Annotated in this window: 19 protein-coding genes; 3 read left to right on the top strand and 16 right to left on the bottom strand. The window is 61.2% G+C overall.

Annotation, left to right across the window (positions count from 1 at the left end):
• The first annotated feature begins 237 nt into the window (after nucleotides 1–237).
• Entirely contained in the window at nucleotides 238–1218 is a 981-nt protein-coding gene (locus LOY70_RS02225; protein WP_265032944.1) for an alpha/beta fold hydrolase, read from the top strand.
• A 160-nt stretch (nucleotides 1219–1378) separates the two neighbouring features.
• Nucleotides 1379–5449 (top strand): dermonecrotic toxin domain-containing protein, encoded by a 4071-nt coding sequence (locus LOY70_RS02220; protein ID WP_265032942.1) that lies wholly within the window; start codon nucleotides 1379–1381, stop codon nucleotides 5447–5449.
• Nucleotides 5450–5562: 113 nt separating this feature from the next.
• Here LOY70_RS02220 and LOY70_RS02215 read toward each other — a convergent pair whose 3' ends face one another.
• A complete protein-coding gene (locus LOY70_RS02215) occupies nucleotides 5563–6456 on the bottom strand; it encodes a LysR family transcriptional regulator (protein WP_265032940.1) in 894 nt (297 codons plus the stop codon).
• A gap of 140 nt (nucleotides 6457–6596) precedes the next feature.
• Here LOY70_RS02215 and LOY70_RS02210 point away from each other — a divergent pair, with 140 nt between their 5' ends.
• Nucleotides 6597–7853, top strand: coding sequence for an MFS transporter (locus LOY70_RS02210; RefSeq protein ID WP_413776664.1), 1257 nt, complete (start codon nucleotides 6597–6599; stop codon nucleotides 7851–7853).
• A 17-nt stretch (nucleotides 7854–7870) separates the two neighbouring features.
• On the opposite strand, the gene LOY70_RS02205 is transcribed toward LOY70_RS02210, so the two are convergent.
• The 15 genes from LOY70_RS02205 to gltB form a co-directional block, all read right to left on the bottom strand.
• Complete coding sequence (locus tag LOY70_RS02205) at nucleotides 7871–8332, bottom strand: type II secretion system protein M (RefSeq protein ID WP_265032937.1); 462 nt, start codon at nucleotides 8330–8332, stop codon at nucleotides 7871–7873.
• The gene (gene gspL / locus LOY70_RS02200; RefSeq protein WP_265032935.1) at nucleotides 8332–9435 is read right to left on the bottom strand and encodes a type II secretion system protein GspL; all 1104 of its coding nucleotides are present in this window, start codon (nucleotides 9433–9435) and stop codon (nucleotides 8332–8334) included. The genes LOY70_RS02205 and gspL overlap by 1 nt, the downstream gene beginning before the upstream one ends.
• On the bottom strand, nucleotides 9435–10280 hold the full coding sequence (locus tag LOY70_RS02195; protein WP_265032933.1) for a type II secretion system protein GspK: 846 nt from the start codon (nucleotides 10278–10280) through the stop codon (nucleotides 9435–9437). Before LOY70_RS02195 ends, gspL begins: the two co-directional genes overlap by 1 nt.
• Nucleotides 10277–10810: a type II secretion system protein GspJ gene (locus LOY70_RS02190; RefSeq protein WP_265032932.1), complete on the bottom strand. Its 534-nt coding sequence runs from the start codon at nucleotides 10808–10810 to the stop codon at nucleotides 10277–10279. Before LOY70_RS02190 ends, LOY70_RS02195 begins: the two co-directional genes overlap by 4 nt.
• Nucleotides 10803–11189, bottom strand: coding sequence for a type II secretion system minor pseudopilin GspI (gspI, locus tag LOY70_RS02185; protein WP_265032930.1), 387 nt, complete (start codon nucleotides 11187–11189; stop codon nucleotides 10803–10805). Before gspI ends, LOY70_RS02190 begins: the two co-directional genes overlap by 8 nt.
• On the bottom strand, nucleotides 11182–11649 hold the full coding sequence (gene gspH / locus LOY70_RS02180; RefSeq protein ID WP_265032928.1) for a type II secretion system minor pseudopilin GspH: 468 nt from the start codon (nucleotides 11647–11649) through the stop codon (nucleotides 11182–11184). The genes gspI and gspH overlap by 8 nt, the downstream gene beginning before the upstream one ends.
• A gap of 2 nt (nucleotides 11650–11651) precedes the next feature.
• Complete coding sequence (gene gspG, locus LOY70_RS02175) at nucleotides 11652–12098, bottom strand: type II secretion system major pseudopilin GspG (protein ID WP_025211427.1); 447 nt, start codon at nucleotides 12096–12098, stop codon at nucleotides 11652–11654.
• Nucleotides 12099–12101: 3 nt separating this feature from the next.
• Nucleotides 12102–13310, bottom strand: a complete 1209-nt coding sequence (gene gspF, locus LOY70_RS02170; RefSeq protein ID WP_265032926.1) for a type II secretion system inner membrane protein GspF — start codon at nucleotides 13308–13310, stop codon at nucleotides 12102–12104.
• Between the two features lie 4 nt (nucleotides 13311–13314).
• On the bottom strand, nucleotides 13315–14787 hold the full coding sequence (gene gspE / locus LOY70_RS02165) for a type II secretion system ATPase GspE (RefSeq protein ID WP_265032924.1): 1473 nt from the start codon (nucleotides 14785–14787) through the stop codon (nucleotides 13315–13317).
• Nucleotides 14784–16709: a type II secretion system secretin GspD gene (gene gspD / locus LOY70_RS02160; protein ID WP_265032923.1), complete on the bottom strand. Its 1926-nt coding sequence runs from the start codon at nucleotides 16707–16709 to the stop codon at nucleotides 14784–14786. Before gspD ends, gspE begins: the two co-directional genes overlap by 4 nt.
• 8 nt (nucleotides 16710–16717) lie before the next feature.
• Nucleotides 16718–17245, bottom strand: a complete 528-nt coding sequence (locus tag LOY70_RS02155) for a type II secretion system protein N (RefSeq protein WP_265032921.1) — start codon at nucleotides 17243–17245, stop codon at nucleotides 16718–16720.
• Between the two features lie 141 nt (nucleotides 17246–17386).
• Nucleotides 17387–18853 (bottom strand): N-acetylglucosamine-binding protein GbpA, encoded by a 1467-nt coding sequence (gbpA, locus tag LOY70_RS02150; protein ID WP_265032919.1) that lies wholly within the window; start codon nucleotides 18851–18853, stop codon nucleotides 17387–17389.
• Between the two features lie 339 nt (nucleotides 18854–19192).
• Nucleotides 19193–20260 (bottom strand): uroporphyrinogen decarboxylase, encoded by a 1068-nt coding sequence (hemE, locus tag LOY70_RS02145; RefSeq protein WP_123345359.1) that lies wholly within the window; start codon nucleotides 20258–20260, stop codon nucleotides 19193–19195.
• A 252-nt stretch (nucleotides 20261–20512) separates the two neighbouring features.
• Complete coding sequence (locus tag LOY70_RS02140; protein WP_265032916.1) at nucleotides 20513–21931, bottom strand: FAD-dependent oxidoreductase; 1419 nt, start codon at nucleotides 21929–21931, stop codon at nucleotides 20513–20515.
• Between the two features lie 33 nt (nucleotides 21932–21964).
• Nucleotides 21965–26413, bottom strand: coding sequence for a glutamate synthase large subunit (gltB, locus tag LOY70_RS02135; protein ID WP_265032914.1), 4449 nt, complete (start codon nucleotides 26411–26413; stop codon nucleotides 21965–21967).
• Between the last annotated feature and the right edge of the window lie 298 nt (nucleotides 26414–26711).

Genomic DNA, 26711 nt, shown 5'->3' with positions numbered 1-26711 from the left:
CACGGGATGCATTCCCACGCAGAGCGTGGGGAACGATCAAATCCCGACCGAAACAAGCTCTCCGTTTATCGGAACTGTCATCTTCGACAGTATCGGTGCGATTCGGGATTCCCTCAGGCTTTAAGCCATTGAAAAAGACCTCTCATTTTTCAAATGCCTTGCAGGTCAACGCTTGGTAGGCCTGTTCGTCTCACGAGCTGTAATTCGTATCCTTGCAACTTATATCTGGTTCCCAAAATGGATAAAAAATTGATGGATACAATAGCGTGGTCGGGCCTCACCACCTCGTCTCGACACCCAGCCACATCGTCTTCTGTGGAACAAACCAGTATTGTCATTGACGGTGCATCATTCACACACGCCTATGCGTACGTGAACGGCATTCGTATGCACTACCTCATAGGCGGAAATGGCGAAAGCCCAGTGTTGCTGGTGCACGGGTTTCCGGGAAGCTGGCGCAATTGGGAGGCATTGATGGGGCCATTGGTGCGTGCTGGTTTTACGCCTATCGTTCCTGAATATCGCGGCGCCGGAGAAACTGACATCTCAGAAAGCGGCTATGACAAAAAAAGCATGGCGCATGATTTGCACGAACTGGTCACCAGCCTGAAAATCAAGCCGGTCGACATTGTCGGACATGACATGGGGTTAATTATCGCTTACGCCTACGGGGCCCTTTACCCGGATGAAACCAAACATATCATCTTGATGGATGGGTTCATTCCTGGCATCCCTGGTTGGGAAGCGGCTTATAACGGAACCCCGGAAACCCGGACCACCAGCAAATGGCACTTTCGCTTCTTTGGCAAGACAGCTATCAACATGATCCACGGTCAGGAAAAAACTTACCTGAACATGTTTTTTGACGACTTTGTATTCCCTGGCAACGATACCGTGCCGGACGAGGTGCACAGGGATCTGATTAGAGACTATTCCCGACCTGGACGCATGGAGGCAGCTTTCAAACTTTATTCAGCCTGGATAGAGAATGATGTAAAAGACAATCAGGCGTTCGCCAGCAACAAGTTGACCGTTCCTGTGCTCACTATCGGCGGTGACCACTCGAGAGGAAAGACTTTAGCCGAGCAAGTCAAATACATCACTACGCAACCGCACTCTTCTGTATTACACAGGACCGGACATTGGGTGCTGGAGGAAAAAACACAAGCTACCTGCGAGGCAATCCTGGCTTTTTTGCGTAATAAAAAGGACCGCTGACCGCCGCGGTGGAGCATGAGCAAGCCCAGCCCCACATGGATCATGTCTTCACCACTTGTGTACATCGCCCGGTGCCGCTACCTGCGGTATCTATATACCGCCCCCTCTGCGCGCTTCTTCAATAGGTTCTCCCTTCCGAAAATTTTCTCAGGAAGAGAACATGCTGGAGAACACCCTTTTACAAACCGCTAGCGCCCTGCTGATCAGCCAACTCGAGGCCTCGCAGCAGCAGATGATCCGCCTGAACGACACCATTCCACGCCCTTCGAAGGTAGCTGCACGGCACCTGGATTACTGGTTCAGAAAAACCTTCCCCGCGATGGCGGACAAGGTGACCGTAAACGAAATACTCGTGTGCCGACTGCACGACGAACGCATTCCTCAATCTGGCCACGCAGCCGACGCATCGGCGGTTAAACGGCCGGTGCTCGAGACAGTCGCCCTCAATAGACTTTTCTGGCGCGCCGTCGCCGGCAAGGTAAATGCGCGGGAATTCTTCATCGATCTGGCGAACATCAACGTCGTCACCGATCAGGAAAACGTCACGGATATGCCGGCAGCCTTGAATAGCCGTGACGCAAAGGAAGCAATCAAACGACTGATCAGCCTCACACCGGCATCGTATGAACAACTGCTGACAGGGGCTCTGGATGAGTTCTGGGACAAGCCGTCCGATTTCAGCCCGGACCGCAGCATTAACGACTGGCTGGCTCATGAATTCGGCAGGCAACTCAAGGCGCAAGCAGATCTCCATCGGCTGGACGCAACCCTGGGCCTGCCGATGCACAAAGCGCTGACCGAGCACGCGCTGTCGGCGCTGGATGCCGCGTCTCGGGCCAAGATGGCGGTAAGTGTCCGGCCCGGGGTTTATGGCCTGAGTGCCACTCCCGAAGGATGGTGGTCCAGTGTGCCGATGGCGGGCGCGGTTGTGCTGACACAGCATGACAATGCCGACAATCCGGGAAGCGCGATCCTCTACAGCCCGGGCAAACCACTGCAAGTGTACGCAAGCCTGGACGCACTCAAGACCAGCCTGATTGATGATGGAGATAACGCTTGGGCTGAGGTAAACATCACCCCCATGGCCGAGGACTTCCTCGCCCGCCTGGTCACGGACCTGCGCGCGGCGCAGAAAACAGCCGTGAGCGATGCGTTGCTGAACGGGCCGGGAGAAGGCGAAGAGATCAACGCCTGGATGGCCAGGGTAGATGCCGCGACAAATGTCAGGGACCGGCTGGACCTGGCAGGCGCGATGGACGAACGCGCCTTACGGCTGTATCAGAAAAGACTCGACGATTGGCTGCGCGGCAACCCGCACGTCACCGGCAATGATCGCGTGGCCTGGTGGAGGGCAGTGCAAGACCTGCGGATCACTATGCTGGATACGCCTCCACCGCCGGACCCGGTGACACTGGCCACCCTTGAAGCCCTCCAAGACCGCACGCGCACATTGCTGGCCGGATTCATCAAGGACAGATACCCCCCGGTCGACCCGGACCAGGTGTCCCTGAGTATCCGCAAGCAGCTCATCGACCCGCACGCCCCGACAGGCGAGTCGCCGTTTGGCTCCGGGGTCGCGCTGGGCCAGGTGAAGGCGATAGTTGATGACCGCCGCTCCCTGACGGAATGGGCGATGTCCAACCTGACGCCGGACGAACGCATTGCGGCTCACACGACCGTCGAGGGGCCGTTGAGCTTCGCGCAAATAGTCGAAGTCATTGAGCGGGCAAATGTGGGGGCCCGGCTCCCGGCCGCATTGCAGCTCGCCGCTCGGAAGCACCAGGTCGAATGGATGTCCTTGAAAGGGAAACAAATGCGCGCGCAGGCGTGGGCCGCCCACATCTCCGGCGACTTTACCCACGACAAGGACAACACCGGCCTGAACCTGGTACTGGCAGCGCTGGGCAGTCCAACGCCCGAGGGGCGCAGCAAGGTCAACGGGCATGAGGTGGTGGTCCGACAGATTCAGTGGGGCGACAGCGTGTTGAAAGAGATGCTGGTATTTGGGGTGAAGACATTCAGCAGCCGGCCTTCACTGACGCTGTACACGCCAGGGGCGCCGGACGGCAAAGTCTTCAGGGACGTAGACGCCGGCAACTCCCGGGAACTGGAATCAGCCTTGGTGCAGACGCTCACCGCCACGCTGGAAATGACCCGCTGGCTGATTTCACAATTGCCTCTGATGGAACAGGCCGATCAACTTGCCAGCCTGGTGCCAGCGTCGGACAACCTGACGCTCGACGAGAAAATCAAGAAAGTCACGCAACCCACCTTCTCGTGGATAAAGCATCGCGTTAAGGACGATTTCGCCTTAAAAGTCGCGTCCCCGGCGGTCAAAGGCAACCTCCTCAAAGCCTTGCACGAAACGCAGATCACCCACGCGCTCAAGACGGCTGATGCGCTGACGGTGACGAACGCCGAGCGCGACAGCGCAGCGGCCCAGGAGGGGCGCAGGAACGGCGTCACGTTGCTGGCGGGCGCGATGGCCATGTTCTACGCGGGCCGCCTGGGCGGCGTGCTGGGACGTGCGATCCTGCCGGTGATGGCCGGGGGCGCCGCGGTGTCGGCAATAAAAGACGAAGGCGGCAGCTTCAGCCAGTGGACCCGTGATTTCATCAGTGGGCTGGGCGAGGTCATGGCAGAGGCTGGGCAGGACTTGATCATGGCCCGTGCGACACGGCGCCGGGACAAGATCCGCCCGGAACTGTCTTCCCTGCCCCGCATGCCTGATCCGGAGCTGGGACCGTTCCTTCTGAAAGGCTTTGACGGCAAAGGGCTGATCCCCGAGGGTCGTGACCTGTACAGGGACGCGGGCGGGCAAGGTTATTTGAAGCTGAGGAATGATTACTGCAAAACCGCGATACAAGCAGGCGAGCGGATTATCTATGCGCCGAACAATCGTACTCATCAGCTGACAGTGACTTGGAAAATTGATCGGTGGCAGATCGAAGAACCGCAACGATTGCGCGGTGGCGGAGTCCTGCATAGCCTGTTCAATCGGGCCCCGGAAACTGCGCAACAGAAAACCTACAACGCCTTGGTGGAGGGCATCCTGGTCGACCATCACTGGCCTTCTCGACAGGTGGTGAATACGGTAAAGAAGGTCATCCACTCAATGCCCGAGGAGCTGGCCGAACGCATCCTGCGCGAGAGCATGAATGACATCGACGCGCCCGATATAGACACTTACCTTTCACGAATCAACCAGATCAACAAGGGCCTCTACGGCCTCGGGCAACATAAGAAGCCCCACGAAAGCCTGCTGTACAAATTCAACGTATGGCAGGCCGTCGACTACTGCACCCGAGACATCGACTCCCAGGTAAAGGGTATCCAGCTGACGTCCGCGCAAAAAATAAAAGTCTTCGACATGACCCTGCCACTCAAGAAGGAGCTTTTCGACAGCGAAGGCAACTTCAAGATGATGATGTCCTCCTTGCCAGACAACCTCACCGGCGCATTATTCATCACCATCGTCCCTGAACAGGGAAAGAAGAAAGCCGCCATGACCAAGATACAGAACGATATTCATGAGGTGGTCAAAGTCGCGGAAAAGCGCGTCTGGGAGGAGCTGGGCGTGCGGTTTTCAGGAGAAGGTCCCGAGGTAGAGGCTGCCAGGGAAGACTATAAAAAGAACCCTGCAAACTTCGCGGAGTACAAAAAGAAAAAGCTCGGCGCGTTCCGGGACGAGATGAAAAAAAGACACAAACCCGGGCTCCTGACGGAAATCCGCAACAACAAGATTCCTTACGTCATCGCCAACAAGGGCAAGTCGCAGCGAAAGACGTTACTGGTCACTGGAGAGGACATTACCAACTTCGCAAAAAATCTCTCGAACTATGACGCGTTTGATATCGAGGTCGTGACCCAAGTCCCGACGAAGAAGGTCCCAGGCAAATCACCTACTACCAGCACTCCACCAGTACTGGCGGAAGCATCAACCGCAATAGACACGTTTACGGTGACTCTCAGCACGCTGGCTGAAACACAGATGTCCTATGACAACTTTCCCGAAGCGGCCCGAGCCAAGATCAACGAAATCATGGATGACATTCGAGCCGGCAGGGCCACGACAAAACGCATCAACAAATATTACTGGTACGACATGGCCCAGCTATCCCCCGGTGGCGGCAGAAGCGCATGGCGCGCCGCGTTCGAACGCAAGGGCGATATCTGGATACTCCAGGGTTTTTATGACTACCACGCCAATAAACCTGCGACGGTCTGGTAAGGCCAGGTAAAGAATCGCTCATGTGGGCAAACCTTGTTTTGCGAAGGGTTTGTGCGGGAACGATGAGCTGCCATCTATCAAAGAGGGCGCCTTTCGGCGCCCTTCGGATTTCCCTAGGCATCTATATTTTTGGTCAACAAATCCACAAACCCCTTCGCCATCGGCGACCGCTGGTCCTTGCGCTGAACCAACCAAACCGCCGACACCGCCGCCGGATCGAGCAGCGGCCGATAGACCACGCCATCGATACGCATGCGTTGGTAAGACGCCGGCAAGACCGAAACGCCCAGGCCTGCCGCCACCAGGCCGATGATGGTCATGGCTTCGCCGGCTTCCTGGGCGAAGTGCGGGCTGAAGCCGGCGTCGCGGGCCAGGCTCAGGAGTTGCGCGTACAGGCCGCTGCCGTAGCTGCGCGGGAAGAACACGAACGGTTCCTGGGCCAACGCCGAGAGAAGCAGGCCTTCTTCGTTGCCCTGGGCCAATGGATGTTTGGCGCTGAGCACGGCCACCAGCGGTTCGCGGCTGAGTTCGATTTCCCTCAAGGAGTCGTGCAGCGGCAACGGCCGCATGATGCCCACCTCGATCGTTTCGTCCAGCAGTGCGTCGGCCACCTGGGTACTGCTCATTTCCCGCAGGTTCAGGTGCACGGCGGGAAAGCGTTGGCGAAACGAGAAGATCGCCTGGGGAATGGTGGAGTTGAACGGTGCCGAAGAGGTGAAGCCGATTTTCAGCTCACCCAGTTCACCCAGCTGGGCGCGGCGGGCCACATCAGCCGCCTTGTCGACCTGGGCCAGCACCCGTCGCGCCTCTTCGAGGAACAGTCGCCCGGCCTCGCTCAGTTCGACCCGACGATTGGTGCGCTCGAACAAACGCGCACCGATCTCTTGCTCCAGCGCCTGGATCTGCTGGCTCAGGGGCGGCTGGGAGATACCCAGGGCCAGGGCGGCGCGGCCGAAATGCAGTTCTTCGGCAACGGCGATGAAGTAACGCAGGTGGCGCAATTCCATGGGCAATCCAATAGGTCGTAGAACGTCTTAAACAGGTCGAACAATATATTGGATAGAAACATTAGCGGGCTATATGCTTTTTTCATTGCCTGCCCGGCCGTGCTCCTTCGAGGTCCATCGTGAAAACTGCTGTTGCTCCACTGGCCCATGAAATCCCACCTCGTGTGCAAGATGAGGTCATCGCCGATCTGAAAGATATCTACATCGAAAAAGGCACGCCGATGTTCATGCGCACGGTACTGGCGCTGTTCAGCGGCGGCTTTGCGACGTTCGCCCTGCTGTATTGCGTGCAACCGATGATGCCGCTGTTGTCCACGGAGTTTTCCATCAATGCGGCGCAAAGCAGCCTGATTCTGTCGGTCGCGACCGGCCTGCTCGCCATCGGTCTTTTGATCACCGGCCCGATTTCGGACCGCATCGGCCGCAAGCCAGTGATGGTCGCGGCGCTGTTCGCCGCCTCGGTGTGCACGATCGCCAGTGCCATGATGCCGACCTGGCATGGCGTGCTGCTGCTACGCGCCCTGGTGGGGCTGTCATTGAGCGGGTTGGCAGCGGTGGCGATGACCTACCTGAGTGAAGAAATCCATCCCAAGCACATTGGCCTGGCGATGGGGCTGTACATCGCCGGCAACGCCATTGGCGGCATGTGCGGACGCCTGATCACAGGAGTTCTGATCGACTTTGTCAGCTGGCACACCGCGATGCTGGTGATTGGTGGCCTGGCCTTGATCGCGGCGGCGGTGTTCTGGAGGATTCTCCCCGAGTCGCGCAACTTCCGGCCCCGTTCACTGCATCCGCGCAGCCTGCTGGACGGTTTCACCCTGCACTTTCGCGATGCCGGATTGCCGCTGCTGTTTCTCGAAGCCTTCGTCTTGATGGGTGCGTTCGTGACCCTGTTCAACTACATCGGCTACCGCCTGTTGGCCCAGCCTTATCACTTGGACCAGGCCTTTGTCGGCCTGCTGTCGGTGGTGTACCTGTCGGGCATCTACAGCTCGGCGAAAGTCGGCGCACTGGCGGACAAACTCGGGCGCCGCAAAATGCTCTGGGCGACCATCGCCCTGATGCTCGCCGGCCTCATGCTGACCATGGCCACGCCGCTGTGGTTGGTCGTGCTGGGCATGCTGGTGTTCACTTTCGGCTTCTTCGGCGCCCACTCGGTCGCCAGCAGCTGGATTGGCCGTCGTGCCCTCCAGGCCAAGGGCCAGGCGTCGTCGCTTTATCTGTTCAGCTATTACGCCGGATCGAGTGTCGCCGGTACAGCGGGTGGCGTGGCCTGGCACTTGGGCGGCTGGAACGGGGTCGGGCTGTTCATCGGTGGGTTGTTGGTGGTGGCGTTGTGGGTGGCGGTGAAACTGGCGAAGTTGCCGTTGTTACCGGGGAATGTTCAGGTTTAGCCGGCCTGTGGCGAGTCCTAGTCGATCCGTCCCAACACCACCCGCGCTTCCAACAGCCCATTACGCGCTTCCAGCGTCAGCGACTGCAATACCGCTCCCTCCCGTTCATGTTGGTCCAGCCAATGGAGCAGCGGGTTGGCATCGCCGCTGACGAGCAGTCGCAACGAATCGCCGTCCACCTGCATTTCGGTGATGTCCAACCCCGCCGCTGTCGCGCTGTCATTGACTTGCACCGACAAGGGTCGCGTAGCAACACTCGTGTCGCGACCGGGTTCGGCACGCTGGATCCGCGCACTCAGTTCGACCTGTTGGCGATACTGTCGCTCGGCGACCTCCAGCCGTTGCCGGGTGGGTTGCCAGATCAAGAGGTAACCCACGACCACCAGCACCAGCCCGGCCAGGCCCAGCAACAGCCCTTGCTCACGGCCTGACTTTTTTTCCCAGGCGCGTTTCAGACCCTGCCATCCATGGATATTCATCAACTGCTCTCCAGCGTGAGGGTGGCCTGCACTCGATTGTTCTGTTTGCTGGCGCTGCCCAGGGTGACAGGCAGTCCGTTCTGTTGCCCGCGCTCACGCAGTTGTTCGAGCTCGACGAAACTGTTGGCCGTCAGCTGGATCTTCCAGCCTTCGTTTTCACGAAAATCGATGCGCTGCACTTCGACGTTGCTGGCGCCAATGACCTGCTCCGTCAGGCGTGCCAGACGAGCGACCTGGGTATCCCGGTCCTGCCCGCGCCGACTCTGCAACGCCTGGAATTGCGCCGACAGGTCGACGATCCGGCTTTGCTCGGGATACAGCGACCTGAATCGCTGCTCGCTTTGGGCATACAAACGCCGGATTTCGTTTTCAAGAAAGCGCACACGAGCGTCGCTGAAAGCCCAGGTGAGCAGCAACACACCCAATGCAACCGCCGCCGCGCCGCGCCATGGCAAAGGTGGGCGGCGGCGACGGAATTCCCCTTGCAACAGGTCGATGGGATGTCCGCCAGCGCTCAACAGCCACTCATCGATGCCTTGGCGATCACGCTCCTCGTCCAGCCAGTGCATGTCTCCAGGCAAGCCAGGCTTGAGCGTTGCCAAGCCCCGGGCCGACAACGACACCCGCGCCGACAACGCGCCGCCCAACAGCCAGCGACCGAACCAGCGCACGCCAAAAGCATTATCGTCGGGCACCAGATCGGCATCGACATGCACCGCACGTGCATCAATGCCTTGCTCGGCGAGCAGCGCCAGCAAGGCTTGGAACCTGGTTCGCTCAACGACCATCATCGGATAGCGATGCTGGCGGTCCCGAACGCCGATACCGATGTGCAATACCTCCAGGTTCTCACTCAGTTGCTCTTCGATGGCGAAGGCGAGGGCCTGGGGTCGGGGCTGGCGTCGAGAAGGCCAAGGATCGCTGCGAAACCAGCTGCACATTTCCATCGGCAACAGCACGGTGACGGCCCGCCCGCTCAACGCGTGGGCGGCTTCATGCAACGGCAGGCCGCGCCGTTCGCCCGTTGGCGACCACACACAACACGGCCAATTGGCGCAGGGGGCAGCCAAGCCTTCGGCCGTCAGGTAAAGCCAGGTTTTCATCAAAGGAGCTCACTGGGGCTGATAGGTAAAAAACGACGCTGACGAACAGCCCAGCGTCCGCTAACGGGGTCGAGCTCAATATCCGAGGCCAGGCGCAGACGACTGCCCGCGCGAGCCACGCTCACACTGATGCGGAACCAGTGGCTGCTGACGCCCAGGCCATGACTGCTGAGGCCCAAGCCGGACAACAAGGGGTCGCCGGTGAAGGCCTGCACACTGGCGTATGGTTGGTTGGGCCGCTGGCTGACCAGCGCCTTGGCCGGCCCCTCCTCCACGCCATCCAGGGTCATCAGCAAGAGCAGCGGTGCGGTATTGATGTTCAGCCTCGCCTCTTTGGGCAACACCACCACCCAGGGCTCCAGACGCCGCAGGGTCTGGCTGTCCATGCCCGACAACAGGCGCAGTTGACTCAGTTCCTGCACCGGCCCGACCTGGGGCAACGACAACTCCGGCAAGTCGAGCAACGCCAGCAATCGCGCCCAACGGCCGAGGGTCACCTGATCGATTTGACCCTGGACCAACAACGCATTGAGGTTGAGACGCCCGGAGAGGTCCTCGATATCGATGCGAAGCTCGGTATCTTCCACGGCGAATGCAGGCTCGAGGCGGGCCCAGTCCTGGCTCAGGTCAACCGGCCCGGACGGTGTGATTGCGCTGCCTTCCAATACCCCCAACGCCCACGCTTCACCGGCCAGTCCTAACTGGCGCAACTGGACTTGCTGCAGCTGCTGCGCGCTGCTCTGCAATAGCAGCCGATGACTGCGCAGCATCCCGCCAGTGAGCAACAGCGCCAGGCTCAGGACTAACAACACGCTGATCAGCGCCACGCCGCGTTGTCGTTTCATGGCAACGCCCCAGGCAACAGCAGCACGCGACGGATCTGCTCGAAACGCCCCGCAGAAACGACCCACTCCAACGCCAGCGGCGCGCTGTCGCCCGCTGTTTCGATGTGCCAGCCGCCTTCCGGGGCGAACGCTCGCCAGCTCAGGCTGCGTACATCCTCGAGCAGTTTCTGCCGTTGCACGATAACCGCCCCTTCACCGTGACTGTCGCGCCACAACACGGCACCCTCGAGTCGATAGCTCACGGTTTGCCGTTCGCTGCGCGGCTGATCCAACGGGTTACGCCAATGGCTGCGCTGCAATTGCAGATGCCCCGGCGCGAGCACGACACTGCCGGCAACGGCCTGCCATACATCCCGTTCGATCACCCCAACGGCGCGCTGCAGGGCCCTGATTTCACGCTCATGCTGGCCCGCGCCCTGCTGGGTACGCACGACGCCGTCGAACAGACGCCAACCGGCCAGGCCGAGCAAGGCGAAAATGGCGATGGCGATGACCAACTCCAACAAGGTGAAGCCCGACTGTTCATTCATGAGGTTGGCGGACCCACCCGGTAGTACGGTGCACGACAGACGAGCCATCGCCACGACTGACCTGGATTTCAACCTGGAGCAGACGCGGGTCATGGGCCGGGCTGACTCGTTGTTGCAGGACCCAGTCACGTTGATCCATGCGTCGGGACATTCGCTGTTGGCCGGGCGACTTCACGGCTTGCAAACGCAGCTCAGTCAGTTGGTTGTCGGCCAGCCAGGCGCCGAACAGACGGTCCTCGAGCCCGGTACTTTGCTTGAGCACGAACTGGCTGGCCGACAGCACCGCGGCCGCCAACGTCGCGAAAATCGCCAGCGCGATCATGACCTCCAGCAGCGTGAACCCCTGGCAATCGGCAGCCTGCCTGCGCGCGTCACTCATCGATCAGCGGCTGGGCGATACCATCACTCAATACCTGAGAAACAGTCTGGCCAGCGACCTTGATGAATAACCGGAACGGACTGATCTCATCACTGCTGAGCATCAGCAACTGGGGTGAGCCTTGAGCCTCATCGAGGGCCAGGAGATGGCCGTCCTGCTCCAGTCCAAGCGTCAGCGTTTCAGGCAGCCGGTGCAACGCCGATACCGCGGTCCAGCCCCGAGTCTCCAGTCGCAGCGCCTGATAGCCGCGAGGCTGTATGCGCACACCGTATTCCTGCCCATCCAACATCGCCCGCTCACGCAATTGCTGCACCACCCGGATGAAATCCTGGGCTTGCTGTCGGGCTTCGCGCGCCGGGCTCGGACCGATGGCAAGGCTGACCATGCCCAGCAGTACCCCGATCAATACGATGACGACCATCAGTTCCAACAAGGTGAAACCCCGACTATGACGCCCCATGCTCACTCAGCCCAGTTGCCGATGTCGGCAGCGAACCCGTCACCGCCCGGCACGCCATCGGCGCCCAGCGAGTACAGGTCATAGCTGCCGTCGAGGGATTTGAGGCCAGGGTTGAGAAACTGGTAAGGCGTGCCCCAAGGGTCGATCGGCAGGGCTTTCAAGTAACCCTGGGGATTCCAGTTTCTTGCCGCGGGCGTGCCGGACGGACGCTTGCTCAGCGCTTCCAGGCCTTGCTGGGTCGAAGGGTAATGAGCGTTGTCGAGGCGGTACATTTCCAGGGCCGTGGCAATCGCCTGGATATCGGTACGGGCGGCCGTGACCTTGGCTTGATCGGGCCGGCTCATGAACTGCGGCACCACGATGGCGCCAAGGACACCGATGATGACCACGACCACCATGATCTCGATCAGGGTAAAGCCGCGTTGAGGTCGGTTGTTTTGAAATGTCATGGGTCAATTCACCAATTGGTTGAGGCTCAAAATAGGAAGCAGGATGGCCATGACGATCAGCAGCACGATGCCGCCCATCAGTACCAACATGGCCGGTTCGAAAAGGCTCACCACCAACGCGATGCGCGCAGCGAGGCTGGCCTCCTGTTGCTCGGCGGCCCGGGCCAGCATGCTGTCGAGTTCGCCGGCCCGCTCGCCGCTGGCGATCATGTGCAGCATCAAGGGCGGGATGTCACCGCCCTGCTCCAGGCCACGGGTCAGGGTCCCGCCCTCGCGGACCGAACGGGCGACGTCGGCCATGCGGGCGCGGATCGTCAGGTTGCCGATCACCTGCGCTGCAATGTGCAAGGCCTCCACCAAAGGCACGGCGCTTTTGCTCAGGATCGCCAGGGTGCTGGCGAACCGGGCCGCTTCCATCGCCCGCAACACCTCGCCCACCAGCGGCAACCTGAGCAACAGACGATGCCAGCGCAGGCGCCACATCGGTTGGCGCAGGCCCCAGCGCCACAGCCCGAGCAACCCGGCCAGCGCACCGGCCAGCAGCAGGCCATAGCGGCGCAACCCATCGCTCACCGCGATCAGCGCCTGGGTCAGCCACGGCAACGGTTGGCCGCTGTCGACGAAAATCCTCACCACATCCGGCACCACGTAGCCCAACAGGAAAGCGACGATCGCGACACAGGCCAGCATCAGGATCAGTGGATACACCAACGCCAGTTGAATGCGCTGGCGCGACGCCTGGCGCGCCTGGGTGTAGCTCGCCAGTTGCTCCAACACCTGGCCCAAGTGCCCGGATTGTTCGCCGGCCGCGACCGTGGCGCAAAACAGCTCGGGAAACGCCTGGGGAAAGGCCCGCAGAGCCGTCGCCAGGGCGTGCCCTTCCATCACCCGGCTTCGCACCGCCGAGAGCAGGTGGGCGACACGCCGCTTCTGGCTCTGTTGCGCCACGGCACCCAGCGCTTCCTCGAGGGGCAGGCCGGCCTGGATCAAGGTAGAAAGCTGCAAGGTCAACAACGCCAGATCCGCCGGGCTCAAACGCCCCCCGGCATGCCGAGACCCCAGGGTTCGCGGCTCCCCGGCTTCGCGCAGCTCGCTGGGCAGCAAGCCACGCTCGCGCAGCAGCTGCCGCCCATGACGGGCGCTGTCAGCTTCCACCCGGCCCTTACAGCGCCGGCCCTGGGCATCTTCGGCCCGATAGTCGAAGGTGGGCATGGCGCTAATCCTCCCGGGCGACGCGCAGCAGTTCATCGACACTGGTCAGGCCTTCCAGCACCCGCTGGCGCCCGTCCTGAAACAAGCTGCGAGACGTCTTGCGCGCCTCAACGGCCAACGCCTGCTCGGTGGCGCCCTGATGAATCAGCTGCGACAACGTGGCGCTGATACTTACCAGCTCATAGATGCCGAAGCGCCCGCGATAACCCTTCTGGCATTGATCGCACCCCTGAGCCTTGTACAGCCGTGGTGCGGCGCCAGCTTCGAACCCAAGGCGCCGGCAGGTGGCGGCATCGGCCACGTAAGGCGTCTTGCAGGACGGACACAACGCCCGCAGCAAGCGCTGGGCCACGATACCGGCCAGGGACGAGGCCAGCAGATAGGCATCCACGCCCATGTCCACCAACCGCGTGACGGCGCCGACGGCACTGTTGGTGTGCAAGGTCGAGAGCACCAAATGCCCGGTCAGGGAGGCCTGGACCGCGATTTCGGCGGTTTCGCGATCGCGTATTTCACCGACCATCACCACGTCCGGGTCCTGGCGCAAAATCGCCCGCAAGCCACGGGCAAAGGTCATGTCGACTTTTGGATTGACCGGCATCTGGCCGATGCCCGGCAGGTGATATTCGATGGGGTCTTCGACGGTGAGGATGTTGCGACTCTGGTCGTTGATGCTGCTCAGCGCCGCGTACAGGCTGGTGGTTTTGCCCGACCCCGTGGGTCCGGTCACCAACACGATGCCGTGGGGTTTGCCGAGCAAATGGCGCAAGCCGGCCAGGGTGTCGTCGGGCAGGCCCAGGCGCTGCAGATCCAGGCGCCCGGCCTGCTTGTCGAGCAGGCGCAACACCACGCGCTCGCCGTGGGCCGAAGGCAGGGTCGAAACCCGCACATCGACTTCGTGCCCGGCCAGGCGCAACGCCATTCGTCCGTCCTGGGGCACGCGTTTTTCGGCGATGTCCAGGCGGGCCATGACCTTGATGCGCGACACCAACAGGCTCGCCAACTCCCGGCGCGGACGCAGCATTTCCTGCAACTGACCGTCGATGCGCATGCGTACCGACAGAGCGTGCTCGAAGGTTTCCAGATGCACGTCCGAAGCATGCTCGCGAACCGCTTCGCTGAGCAGGGCATTGATCAGCCGGATGATCGGCGCATCACCCTGCTGCTCCAGCAGGTCGGTTGTCTGCGGCACCTGGTCGGCCAGGCTGAGCAGGTCCAGTTCCTCATCCAGGCCTTGGGCCACCTGTTCGGCGGCGCGCTGGCCCTGGCGATAGACACCGGCCAGGCGCGCGGCGAACGGCGCCGTTTCCAGGACTTGAATCGGCCATTCCCGGCCACACAAACGCTGGACTTCCGCCACCACGGTCAGCGGCGTATCGCGGCGCATCACCAGGCTCAAGGTCGGCCCCTCGCCGTCCAGCAGCACACCGAAACGCCTGGCGAAACCAAAGGGCAGCAGGGTTTGCGAGTCACTCACAAGTCACCCGTGTGCGGTTCAAGCGGGTCGGTCGTCGGCGCCTGCGTGGACGACTCGAACAACTGGCGGGCATCCCGGGGCAACAACAACGAATTGTTTTTCCGCGAGCCCGGTTTGCTCAGCTCACGAAGCGCGTCGTAGCGCTGGCGACTCACATCGGCCAGGTCTTCGTTGCTGCGCACGATGGTCGGCCGCAGGAACACCATCAGGTTGCTTTTGGTCTGGGTGTCGCGGGTCCAGCGAAACAGTGCGCCGAGGTACGGAATACTGCGCAACAGCGGCACCCCGCTTTCCTGGGTCTGGACACTGTCGCGGATCAGGCCGCCGATCACGATGATCTCGCCGTCGTCCGCCAGGATCGTGCTCTTCAAGGCACGTTTGTTGGTGATCAGGTCCGAAGAGTCCACGCCACGGACGGACGGCGCGATGTCCGAGACTTCCTGCTGGACCTCGAGGCGCAAGGTGGAGCCTTCGTTGATGTAGGGCTTGACCTTGAGGCTGATGCCGACGTCCTTGCGCTCAACAGTGGTGAACGGATTGTCCGCACCGTTGCTGTTGGTGGCGTAGGAACCGGTCTTGAACGGGACGTTCTTGCCCACGATGATTTCCGCTTCCTGGTTATCCAGGGTCAGCAGGCTGGGGGTGGAAAGCAGGTTGCTGCGGGTATTGCTCGCCAACGCCGATACCAGTGCACTGAACCGATCGCCGCCCAGCCGCAGGATCGCGCCTTCCGTGGATTTATCCAGTTTATTGAGGTCCATTGCGCCGATGACCGGGACGTCGGTTCCCGGAAAATTGATGAAGCCCTTGGCGCTGCCGCGGTTGAGGCCCCACTGCACCCCCACCGCTTCGGCGATGTCGCCGGAAATCTCGACGATGGCTGCATGGATAAGCACTTGGGCCCGGGGTTGGTCCAATTCACGCACGATGTTTTCGATGGTGCGCACCTGGGCCGGTTCGGCGATCAGCACCAGGGCATTCTGGCTTTCATCGGCCTTGATCATGAAGGCGCTGGCGGGGGCGCTGTCTCGCAGCCCGGCGAGGGCCGGTGTGGTTTTTTTATCCTGCCCGACGCTTTCCAGCACCTCGGCCAGTTGCTTGGCATCGCTGTAGCGCAGGCGGATGACCCGCGCGTTGTCCTGGGAAGCGACGGCCGGAACGTCGAGGGTCCGGGCCAGATCCACCAGGCGTTGACGCACGGCCGGTGCGCCGATGATCACCAGGCGATTGCTGCGGGCGTCAGCGATCACCAGGCCTGCCGTATCACCCTCGCGCTTGCTACCGGAGGCTTCCATGAGCGGCGCGATATCGCTGGCCTGGGCATGGCGCAATCGCACCACCACATGATTGCGGTTGCGCCCCGAATCCAACTGCTGCACCACCCCGGCGATGCGCTGCACATTGGCGGCGGTGTCGGTGACTACCACAGCGTTGGACGATACCGAGGGGCCGACGTAACCATTGGCCGACACCAAGGGCCGCACCAGTCCGGCGACATCGGCGGCAATGCTCGATTGCAGATTGAGGACCCGGGTAACGAACTGCGACGGCGTGGCGCTTTTGGCATCGTTACCGGCGCGCGTCCTGGCATCGCTGACCGGGGTGATCAGGATCCGCTCGCCTTCGTCGATCACCGTGAAGTTGTGTGCATCGAGCACCGAATAGAACAACCGACGTACACCTTCGCGGTCCAGTGCCTCGCGGGACATGACGGTGATACGCCCCGAGACGCGGGGATCAAGCACCACGGTCTTGCCCAGAATCGCCGAGAACTCCTCGACCACGTCGCGCAGTTCCGCATTGTTCATTGCCAGTTGCCATTGGGCCTCCTCGGCCCGTAGCGAACCGTGGAGCGTCAGCGGGCCAACCACGGCAAGGCCGAACAGGACGCGCAATACACGGCCTCGGATAAAGCTGTTCATGGATTCGATCACTCTGATTGCCCGGCCACCGGGCGTATGTATTGCGAGGAATGAAACGCGGCATGGCGCCCGTCTTCGGGGCCCAGCCGACGCAGCAAGGGCTTGGCCTCTGGCAGCAGGGCCAGGCGCTCTTCACGCCCGTTGCGCCACAACGTCACATGGCTGGCCTCGACCCGGCGCAGCACGCTGCCTCCGGGCAAGCGCTCACCCACCTGGTAGATGCGCGGGCCGGCGGCGTCAGCCAGCAATGCCCGCGACAAGCCTTGGCCTGCGACAAAACTGGCTTGCAACGTCATCGGTTCGGCGCTGGGAGCGTGGGCACCTTCAGGCACCAGGCCGAGCACGCTCGCCACGGCCTGCATGTTGGGCAGGTTGCGAGCCGGAACGACCGTTGCGTCAGCCACCACCGGCACATCAAGCTCCAATGCCTGGCGAAAACGCCACTCTTGCCCGGCCAGGAATAGCCCGTACAGCAGCGGCATGAGCACCAGCAATGCCTTCGGCAGGTTGCCACCTGCCCCAAAAGAAACACTCACGTTTGCCCTCGCTGAATAATCGCGCCCGAAGGCTTTGCGAATGACATGCACCGCCGGGAACAATTGGAATGCATCACCGCACCCTCGCTTGAAGACTTCAGGCAAACCCTGCGAGCCGCCTGAAGCCGTGCCTCTCAGGACTTACAGCTTGTCCCAGGCGCTTTGCCAGGAGGCACCGACACCCGGTTCAAACCCGTTCGCGGTCGGGCTGTACTGCTTGCAGTAGCCGGACGCCGGGAATGGCTTGCACTCGAAGACTTCATCGGTCTTGGGCTGCAGCACTTTCGTACCGGCGGTGTAGCCGCTGATCCCTTCTGGGAACACGAAGTCGTATTCGATGCCCGCGCCTTCACCGGTCAGGGTGACTTCCTGGGTTTCCTGGCGAGTGGTGCGCCCGTCTTCGGTGGTGCCCACCAGCGTCAGGGTGTGGACGCCTGGGGCGCTGCGCACGTCCATGTTCAGGCCGGTGCTGCCTTCGGCCACGGATTGGGTTTCGACGCCGACCGGCTTGTTCTTCTCATCGAACAATGTGGCTTCGAGGTTCATCTTGCGGTTGGTCTGCGCGGTGAACGTCAGGCTGACCCGCCCCTTGTCGAGCACGTACTCTGGCTGCAGGGAAGAGATCTTCATGCTGGCGGCGGTGTCTTCCTGCATGTCCAGTTGCACTTCGTAGCGGGTCACGCCACTTTCTTTCTGGGCGTACAGCTTGTTGGTGCCCTTGATCGGCGTGATATTGCCCTCGTCATCACGGATACCGGCACGAATCAAGGGATGGGCCTTGTTGATGGCGTCGGCCAGTTTGAACGACCAGTTTTCAGGCTTGCCTTCTTCAGCGTTGTCGATGCTGATTTGCACGCTGTACTCGGCGTTCTCGCCGGAAGCAGAAAACGCCCGTGCCTTGACTTTGTCGCCCACCAGCAACTGGGTCGATGGCGCGATGCTGCCCACCGGCGACCAGCCACCCGGCAATGCGGCTTCGACGAGGATGTTTACATCCGCTGGGTTGTAGAACGCGGCGTCAGTGTCACCCACCGTCCAGACTGCCAGGATGACGTGATGGCCTGTCTTGCCGTCGGGAATCACACAATTGTGCTTGGCACCACTGACTGGAAGTTGATGACCGCCATCGATCGTACAGAACGGTGCGCTATCGAACGACGCACGCTTGAGCGGCTCGTTTGGCTTCCAATCGTCGCGGGTAATGAAATATTCGTGTTTGGTCGCCGGATGCGGCGCGATGTACTTCCATTGGAAGGCGATGTCACGATCCCGGATTTCAGTCAGCTGCCAACGCGTTGCCGACTGCGCATCCAGGGCGGAAAACAGCGAGTTACCACCGCTGGCGATCTTGCCGTCGATTGGGCCTTGCAGCGGGGCGCCGCCTGCACCATTCGGGAACCCCTGGAAGGTTTCGCCCGTACTTTGAGGTTCGTATTGCGCGCCACCGCAGTTCTTGTTTTCACCTTTCTGGCACAAAAAGGCGCGCGAAGGTGGTACTTCAAGGTAGCCATGGGCAAATACACCTTGGGAAGTCAGCACGGCCGACAACAGAACTAACGACGATGCACACCCCGCTAATGCACCGCTCTTGTTAAAGTTGTTTTTCATATAAGTTCCAGACTATCCATCGAGATTGAAAGACGTTTTTATCTTCATCTTGCAAGGCGCGCCGGATCGTTCAGCGCCTGCCCTCACAAGCGCCGAAACCTTATAGAAACTTGAACTTTCTCTATGTAGGAAAAATCTCTCAAAATAGAAGGAACGATCTCTGAATCTATTTTTCTTACATGCCAAAAGAAACTTCTTACAAGTAGAAATACTTATCAAACAAAAACAAACAACTACACCCGACCAAAAAACTGGCCGGTTTACGTGGCGGAGATAAACGACAGACAATAAAAAGCCTGTCCGGCACAGGGCGGGACAGGCTGGGTAACCACACGGCAATCAGAGGTGATATTGCGCCGACAATTCATGCACCGCCCGCAGGAAGGCCCCGGCGTGTTCCGGATCGACTTCCGGGGTGATGCCATGGCCGAGGTTGAACACATGGCCACTGCCGCTGCCGTAGCTGGCGAGGATGCGCCCGACTTCAGCACGGATGGCTTCAGGCTTGGCGTAAAGCACGGTCGGGTCCATGTTGCCTTGCAAGGCGACTTTATGACCGACGCGCTCGCGGGCATTGCCGATGTCGCAGGTCCAGTCCAGGCCCAGGGCGTCGGCGCCCACATCGGCGATGCTTTCCAGCCACAGGCCGCCGTTCTTGGTGAACAGGATCACCGGCACTTTACGACCTTCGTGCTCGCGGATCAGGCCGCTGACGATCTTGCGCATATAGGCCAGGGAGAACTCCTGGTACGCCGCCGCCGAGAGGTTGCCGCCCCAGGTGTCGAAGATCTGTACCGCTTGCGCGCCGGCCAGGATCTGGCCGTTGAGGTAGGACGTGACCGATTGGGCCAGCTTGTCCAGCAGCAGGTGCATGGCTTGCGGGTTGTCGTAGAGCATCGCCTTGGTCTTGCGGAAGTCTTTCGACGAACCGCCTTCGACCATGTAGGTGGCCAGGGTCCAGGGGCTGCCGGAGAAACCGATCAACGGCACGCGACCGTTGAGTTCACGGCGAATGGTGCTGACCGCGTCCATGACGTAGCCCAGGTCCTTCTGCGGATCGGGAATCGGCAGGGCCTCGATGTCGGCCAGGGTGCTGACGACTTTCCTGAAACGCGGGCCTTCGCCGGTCTCGAAGTACAAGCCCTGCCCCATGGCGTCGGGAATGGTGAGGATGTCGGAGAACAGGATCGCCGCGTCCAACTGCGGATAACGGTCCAGCGGCTGCATCGTGACTTCGCAGGCGAACTGGGGGTTCATGCACAGGCTCATGAAGTCACCGGCCTTGGCGCGACTGGCGCGGTACTCCGGCAGGTAGCGACCGGCCTGACGCATCATCCACACTGGGGTGACGTCCACGGGTTGCTTGAGCAGGGCGCGAAGGAAACGGTCGTTCTTCAGGGCAGTCATGTCGGCATCCGGAAAAAAAGTGCGGGCATTTTCTCAGAGCGCGACGCAAAAGGCACGGCAAGAGCCGTGCCTTTTATCTATCGGGGCAATTTGTCGCGGTTGAACCCGGTCTACTTAACACTACAAAACGACTGTGGGAGCGAGCTTGCTCGCGATGAGGGCGTCACATTCAACATATTCGTCGACTGATCCACCGCTATCGCGAGCAAGCTCGCTCCCACATTTTGATCGCATTCCAGCGTTAGGAAGTGATCAGACCCCCAGGTAATCCAGAATCCCTTCCGCCGCATTGCGGCCTTCGAAGATCGCCGTCACCACCAGGTCGGAACCCCGGACCATGTCACCACCGGCGAAGATCTTCGGGTTGCTGGTCTGGTGCTTGTACTGGCCCTGCTCCGGCGCCACCACGCGGCCCTGGCTGTCGGTATGGATGCTGAACTGCTCGAACCACGGTGCCGGGCTCGGGCGGAAGCCGAAGGCGATGACCACGGCGTCGGCCGGGATGATCTCTTCGGAACCGGGGATCGGCTCGGGGCTGCGACGGCCACGGGCGTCCGGTTCGCCGAGACGGGTCTCGACCACCTTCACGCCTTCGACCTTGTCTTCACCGACAATGGCGATCGGCTGGCGGTTGTAGAGGAATTTCACGCCTTCTTCCTTGGCGTTCTTCACCTCTTTGCGCGAGCCGGGCATGTTGGCTTCGTCACGGCGGTAGGCGCAAGTCACCGACTTGGCGCCCTGGCGGATCGAGGTGCGGTTGCAGTCCATCGCCGTGTCGCCGCCACCGAGTACCACGACCTTCTTGCCTTTCATGTCGACGAAATCTTCCGGCGACTTTTCAAAGCCCAGGTTACGGTTGACGTTGGCGATCAGGAAATCCAGGGCGTCATAGACACCCGGCAGGTCCTCACCGGCAAAGCCGCCCTTCATGTAAGTGTAGGTGCCCATGCCCATGAAGACCGCATCGTATTCTTCGAGCAGTTGCTCCATCGTCACGTCCTTGCCCACTTCGGTGTTCAGGCGGAACTCGATGCCCATGCCGGTGAAGACTTCGCGACGATTACTCAGCACGGTCTTTTCCAGCTTGAACTCGGGGATGCCGAACGTCAGCAGGCCGCCGATTTCCGGGTTCTTGTCGAACACCACCGGGGTCACGCCGCCACGCACCAGCACGTCGGCACAGCCCAGGCCCGCCGGGCCGGCACCGATGATCGCCACGCGCTTGCCGGTCGGCTTGACCTTGGACATGTCCGGCCGCCAGCCCATGGCGAACGCGGTGTCGGTGATGTATTTCTCCACCGAACCGATGGTCACCGCGCCAAAACCGTCGTTGAGGGTGCACGCACCTTCGCAGAGGCGATCCTGCGGGCACACCCGGCCGCAGACTTCCGGCAGGGTGTTGGTCTGGTGGGACAACTCGGCGGCCTGGAGGATGTTGCCCTCGGCCACCAGTTTCAGCCAGTTGGGAATGAAGTTGTGCACCGGGCACTTCCATTCGCAATACGGGTTACCGCACCCCAGGCAGCGGTGGGCCTGGTCGGCCGACTGCTGGGGTTTGAAAGGCTCGTAGATTTCCACGAACTCTTTCTTGCGTTGACGCAACAGTTTCTTCTTCGGATCCTTGCGCCCGACATCGATGAACTGGAAGTCGTTACTCAGACGTTCAGCCATTGTTAAAACCTCATCAAACTCTTCAGGCGCATATCACTGCGGGTTGGCACGAGTGCTGGAAAGCAACGATTTCAGGTTGGCAGCCTTGGGCTTGACCAGCCAGAAACGACGCAGATAGTCATCGAGGTTTTCGGCGAGGTTACGACCCCACTCGCTGTTGGTTTCCTCGACGTATTCGTCCAGCACGCGTTGCAGGTGGCTGCGGTAGGCTTCCATCGCCTCGCCGCTGATCCGCTGGATTTCCACCAGTTCGTGGTTGACCCGGTCAACGAAGGTGTTGTCCTGGTCGAGCACGTAGGCGAAACCGCCGGTCATGCCAGAGCCGAAGTTGTAACCGGTCTTGCCCAATACACAGACGAAACCACCGGTCATGTACTCGCAGCAGTGATCACCGGTGCCTTCCACTACAGTGTGGGCCCCGGAGTTACGCACGGCAAAACGCTCGCCGGCGGTGCCGGCGGCGAACAGCTTGCCGCCCGTAGCGCCGTAGAGGCAGGTGTTGCCGATGATGGCACTGTCCTGAGTCTTGTAGACGCTGCCCTTGGGCGGAACGATGACCAGTTTGCCGCCGGTCATGCCCTTGCCCACGTAGTCGTTGGCATCGCCTTCCAGGTACATGTTCAGGCCACCGGCGTTCCAGACGCCGAAGCTCTGGCCCGCGGTGCCCTTGAAACGGAAGGTGACCGGCGCCTTGGCCATGCCCTGGTTGCCATGCTTGCGCGCGATTTCGCCGGAGATCCGTGCGCCGATGGAACGGTCGCAGTTGCAGATATCCAGGTCGAACTCGGCGCCGCTCAGGTCGTTGATCGCCGCAGCGGCCATGTCGACCATCTTCTCGGCCAGCTCGCCCTTGTCGAACGGCGGGTTGCGGTCGACCTGGCAGAACTGTGGCTTGTCCGCCGGAATGTGATCGCTGCCCAGCAACGGGGTCAGGTCCAGATGATGCTGCTTGGCGGTCTGGCCTTCGAGCACTTCCAGCAGGTCGGTACGGCCGATCAGCTCTTCGAGCGAACGCACGCCCAGCTTCGCCAGCCACTCACGGGTCTCCTCGGCCACGTAGGTGAAGAAATTCACCACCATGTCGACGGTACCGATGTAGTGGTCCTTGCGCAGCTTCTCGTTCTGGGTCGCCACGCCGGTGGCGCAGTTGTTCAGGTGGCAGATGCGCAGGTATTTGCAGCCCAGGGCGATCATCGGCGCGGTGCCGAAGCCGAAGCTCTCGGCGCCGAGAATGGCCGCCTTGATCACGTCCAGGCCGGTTTTCAAGCCACCGTCGGTCTGCACCCGGACCTTGCCGCGCAAATCGTTGCCGCGCAGGGTCTGGTGGGTTTCGGCCAGGCCCAGCTCCCACGGCGCGCCGGCGTACTTGATCGAGGTCAGCGGCGATGCGCCGGTGCCGCCGTCGTAGCCGGAGATGGTGATCAGGTCGGCATAGGCCTTGGCCACACCAGCGGCGATGGTGCCGACGCCGGCTTCCGCGACCAGTTTCACCGAGACCAGCGCCTTCGGGTTCACCTGCTTGAGGTCGAAGATCAGTTGCGACAGGTCTTCGATCGAGTAGATGTCGTGGTGCGGCGGCGGCGAGATCAGGGTGACGCCGGGCACCGCGTAACGCAGCTTGGCGATCAGGCCGTTGACCTTGCCACCGGGCAACTGGCCGCCTTCGCCGGGCTTGGCGCCCTGGGCGACCTTGATCTGCAGCACTTCAGCGTTAACCAGGTATTCCGGCGTCACACCGAAGCGGCCGGTGGCCACCTGCTTGATTTTCGAACTCTTGATGGTGCCGTAGCGCGCCGGGTCTTCGCCGCCTTCACCGGAGTTGGAACGCGCGCCGAGGCGGTTCATGGCTTCGGCCAGGGCTTCGTGGGCTTCCGGGGACAAGGCGCCCAGGGAAATACCGGCCGAGTCGAAGCGCTTGAGCACCGACTCCAACGGCTCCACTTCGTTGATGTCCAGCGGCGTTTCCAGGGTCTTGACCTTGAGCAGGTCGCGGATCATCGACACCGGACGGTTGTCCACCAGCGAGGTGTATTCCTTGAACTTGCTGTAGTCGCCCTGCTGCACGGCCGCCTGCAAGGTGTTGACCACGTCCGGGTTGTAGGCGTGGTATTCGCCACCATGGACGAACTTCAGCAGGCCACCCTGCTGGATCGGCTTGCGCGGGCTCCAGGCTTCGGCGGCCAGGGCCTTCTGTTCGGCTTCGATGTCGACGAAACGCGCCCCCTTGATGCGGCTCGGCACGCCACGGAAGCTCAGCTCGCAGACTTCCTCGGACAGGCCAATGGCCTCAAACAGTTGCGCGCCGCGGTACGAGGCGATGGTCGAGATGCCCATCTTCGACAGGATCTTGAGCAGGCCCTTGGTGATGCCCTTGCGGTAGTTCTTGAACACCTCATAGAGGTCGCCCAGCACTTCACCGGTGCGGATCAGGTCGCCCAGCACTTCATAGGCCAGGAACGGATACACCGCCGAGGCACCGAAACCGATCAACACCGCGAAGTGGTGCGGATCGCGGGCTGTGGCGGTTTCCACCAGGATGTTGGAGTCGCAGCGCAGGCCTTTTTCGGTCAGGCGATGGTGCACCGCACCGGTGGCCAGCGAGGCGTGGATCGGCAGCTTGCCCGGCGCGATGTGGCGGTCGGTCAGCACGATCTGGGTACGCCCGGCGCGCGCGGCTTCTTCAGCCTGATCGGCGACGTTGCGGATCGCCGCTTCCAGGCCGACGCTTGCGTCGTAGTTCAGGTCGATGACCTGGCGTGCGAAGCCCGGACGGTCGAGGTTGGTCAGCGAGCGCCACTTGGCCGGGGAAATGACCGGCGAGCTGAGGATCACCCGCGAGGCGTGCTCCGGCGACTCCTGGAAAATATTGCGCTCGGCACCGAGGCAGATTTCCAGGGACATCACGATCGCTTCGCGCAGCGGGTCGATCGGTGGGTTGGTCACCTGGGCGAACTGCTGGCGGAAGTAGTCGTACGGCGTGCGCACGCGCTGCGACAGCACGGCCATCGGCGTGTCGTCGCCCATGGAGCCGACCGCTTCGTAGCCCTGCTCGCCCAGCGGACGCAGCACCTGGTCACGCTCTTCGAACGTCACCTGGTACATCTTCATGTATTGCTTGAGCTGGTCGACGTCGTAAAAAGCCGAGCCATGGTCGTTGTCTTCCATGGTCGCCTGGATGCGCAGGGCATTCTTGCGCAGCCATTGCTTGTACGGATGACGGGACTTGAGACGGTTGTCGATGGCGTCAGTGTCGAGGATCTGGCCGGTTTCGGTGTCCACGGCAAAGATCTGGCCCGGGCCTACGCGACCCTTGGCGATGACGTCTTCGGGCTGGTAGTTCCAGACGCCGATTTCCGAAGCCAGGGTGATGAACCCGTTGGTGGTGGTGACCCAGCGCGCCGGACGCAGACCGTTACGGTCCAGCAGGCACACCGCGTAGCGGCCGTCGGTCATGACGATACCGGCCGGGCCGTCCCACGGCTCCATGTGCATGGAGTTGTATTCGTAGAAGGCACGCAGGTCCGGGTCCATGGTCTCGACGTTCTGCCACGCCGGCGGCACCAGCATGCGCACGCCACGGAACAGGTCGATACCACCGGTCACCATCAGTTCCAGCATGTTGTCCATGCTCGAAGAGTCCGAGCCCACGCGGTTGACCAGCGGGCCGAGTTCTTCAAGGTCCGGCATCAGGTCGTTGGCGAACTTGGTGCGACGGGCCACGGCCCAGTTGCGGTTGCCGGTGATGGTGTTGATCTCGCCGTTGTGGGCGAGGAAGCGGAATGGCTGGGCCAGCGGCCATTTCGGCAAGGTGTTGGTGGAGAAGCGCTGGTGGAACACGCAGATCGCGGTTTTCAGGCGCTCGTCGCTCAGGTCCGGATAGAAGGCGGTGAGGTCCGCCGGCATCATCAGGCCTTTGTAGATAATGGTCTTGTGGGAAAAGCTGCAGATGTAGTGATCGGTGTCGGCGGCGTTGGCCACGGACGAACGACGACGGGAGCTGAACAGCTTGATCGACATGTCCTGGTCGCTCAGGCCTTCGCCGGCGATGAACACCTGTTCGATCTGCGGCAGGCGCTCGAGCGCCAGGCGGCCGAGGACGCTGGTGTCGATCGGCACTTTGCGCCAGCCGACCAGTTGCAGGCCGGCGGCCAGGATCTCGCGATTCATGTTTTCGCGAGCCGCCTCAGCCTTCACCGGATCCTGATTGAAAAACACCATGCCCACGGCGTACTGCTTGGGCAGGGTCACGCCGAACGTTTCCTGGGCAACGGCACGCAGGAACTCGTCGGGCTTTTGAATCAGCAAGCCACAGCCGTCACCGGTCTTGCCGTCGGCGTTGATCCCACCACGGTGGGTCATGCAGGTCAGGGCCTCAATGGCCGTTTGCAAAAGGGTATGACTGGGCTCGCCCTGCATATGGGCTATCAGGCCGAAACCGCAGTTATCCTTGAATTCATCTGGTTGGTACAGACCTGCTTTCATAGACACTTTCTCACCAGGCTGCCTCTAATCGAGGCAAATTTCTTTTCAATTCAACCAGTTGCATGCCGCGCCGAACGTACGCCAGCTTTGCGGGGGCAAAAGGGAGGTCATTGTACACACCGACACAGAGGCTCACAAATTTGACGACGAACTGTCGCAAATCCATGTCGCATTTGTGAAAGGTTTAAAGCTATATGCTGTGCTAGTCAAAACTTTTTTGGGTTCGACCGCTACGACTCAAACGCTACCGTGACGCAGACACCACAAGGCGCGCGGCCTGAAAGGTCGCTCGCCCTTG

It is taken from the genome of Pseudomonas sp. B21-054 (assembly GCF_026016345.1).
Taxonomy (GTDB): domain Bacteria; phylum Pseudomonadota; class Gammaproteobacteria; order Pseudomonadales; family Pseudomonadaceae; genus Aquipseudomonas.
The sequence above is the reverse complement of the archived record's forward strand: the minus strand, read 5'-3'. Positions and strand labels throughout refer to the sequence as shown.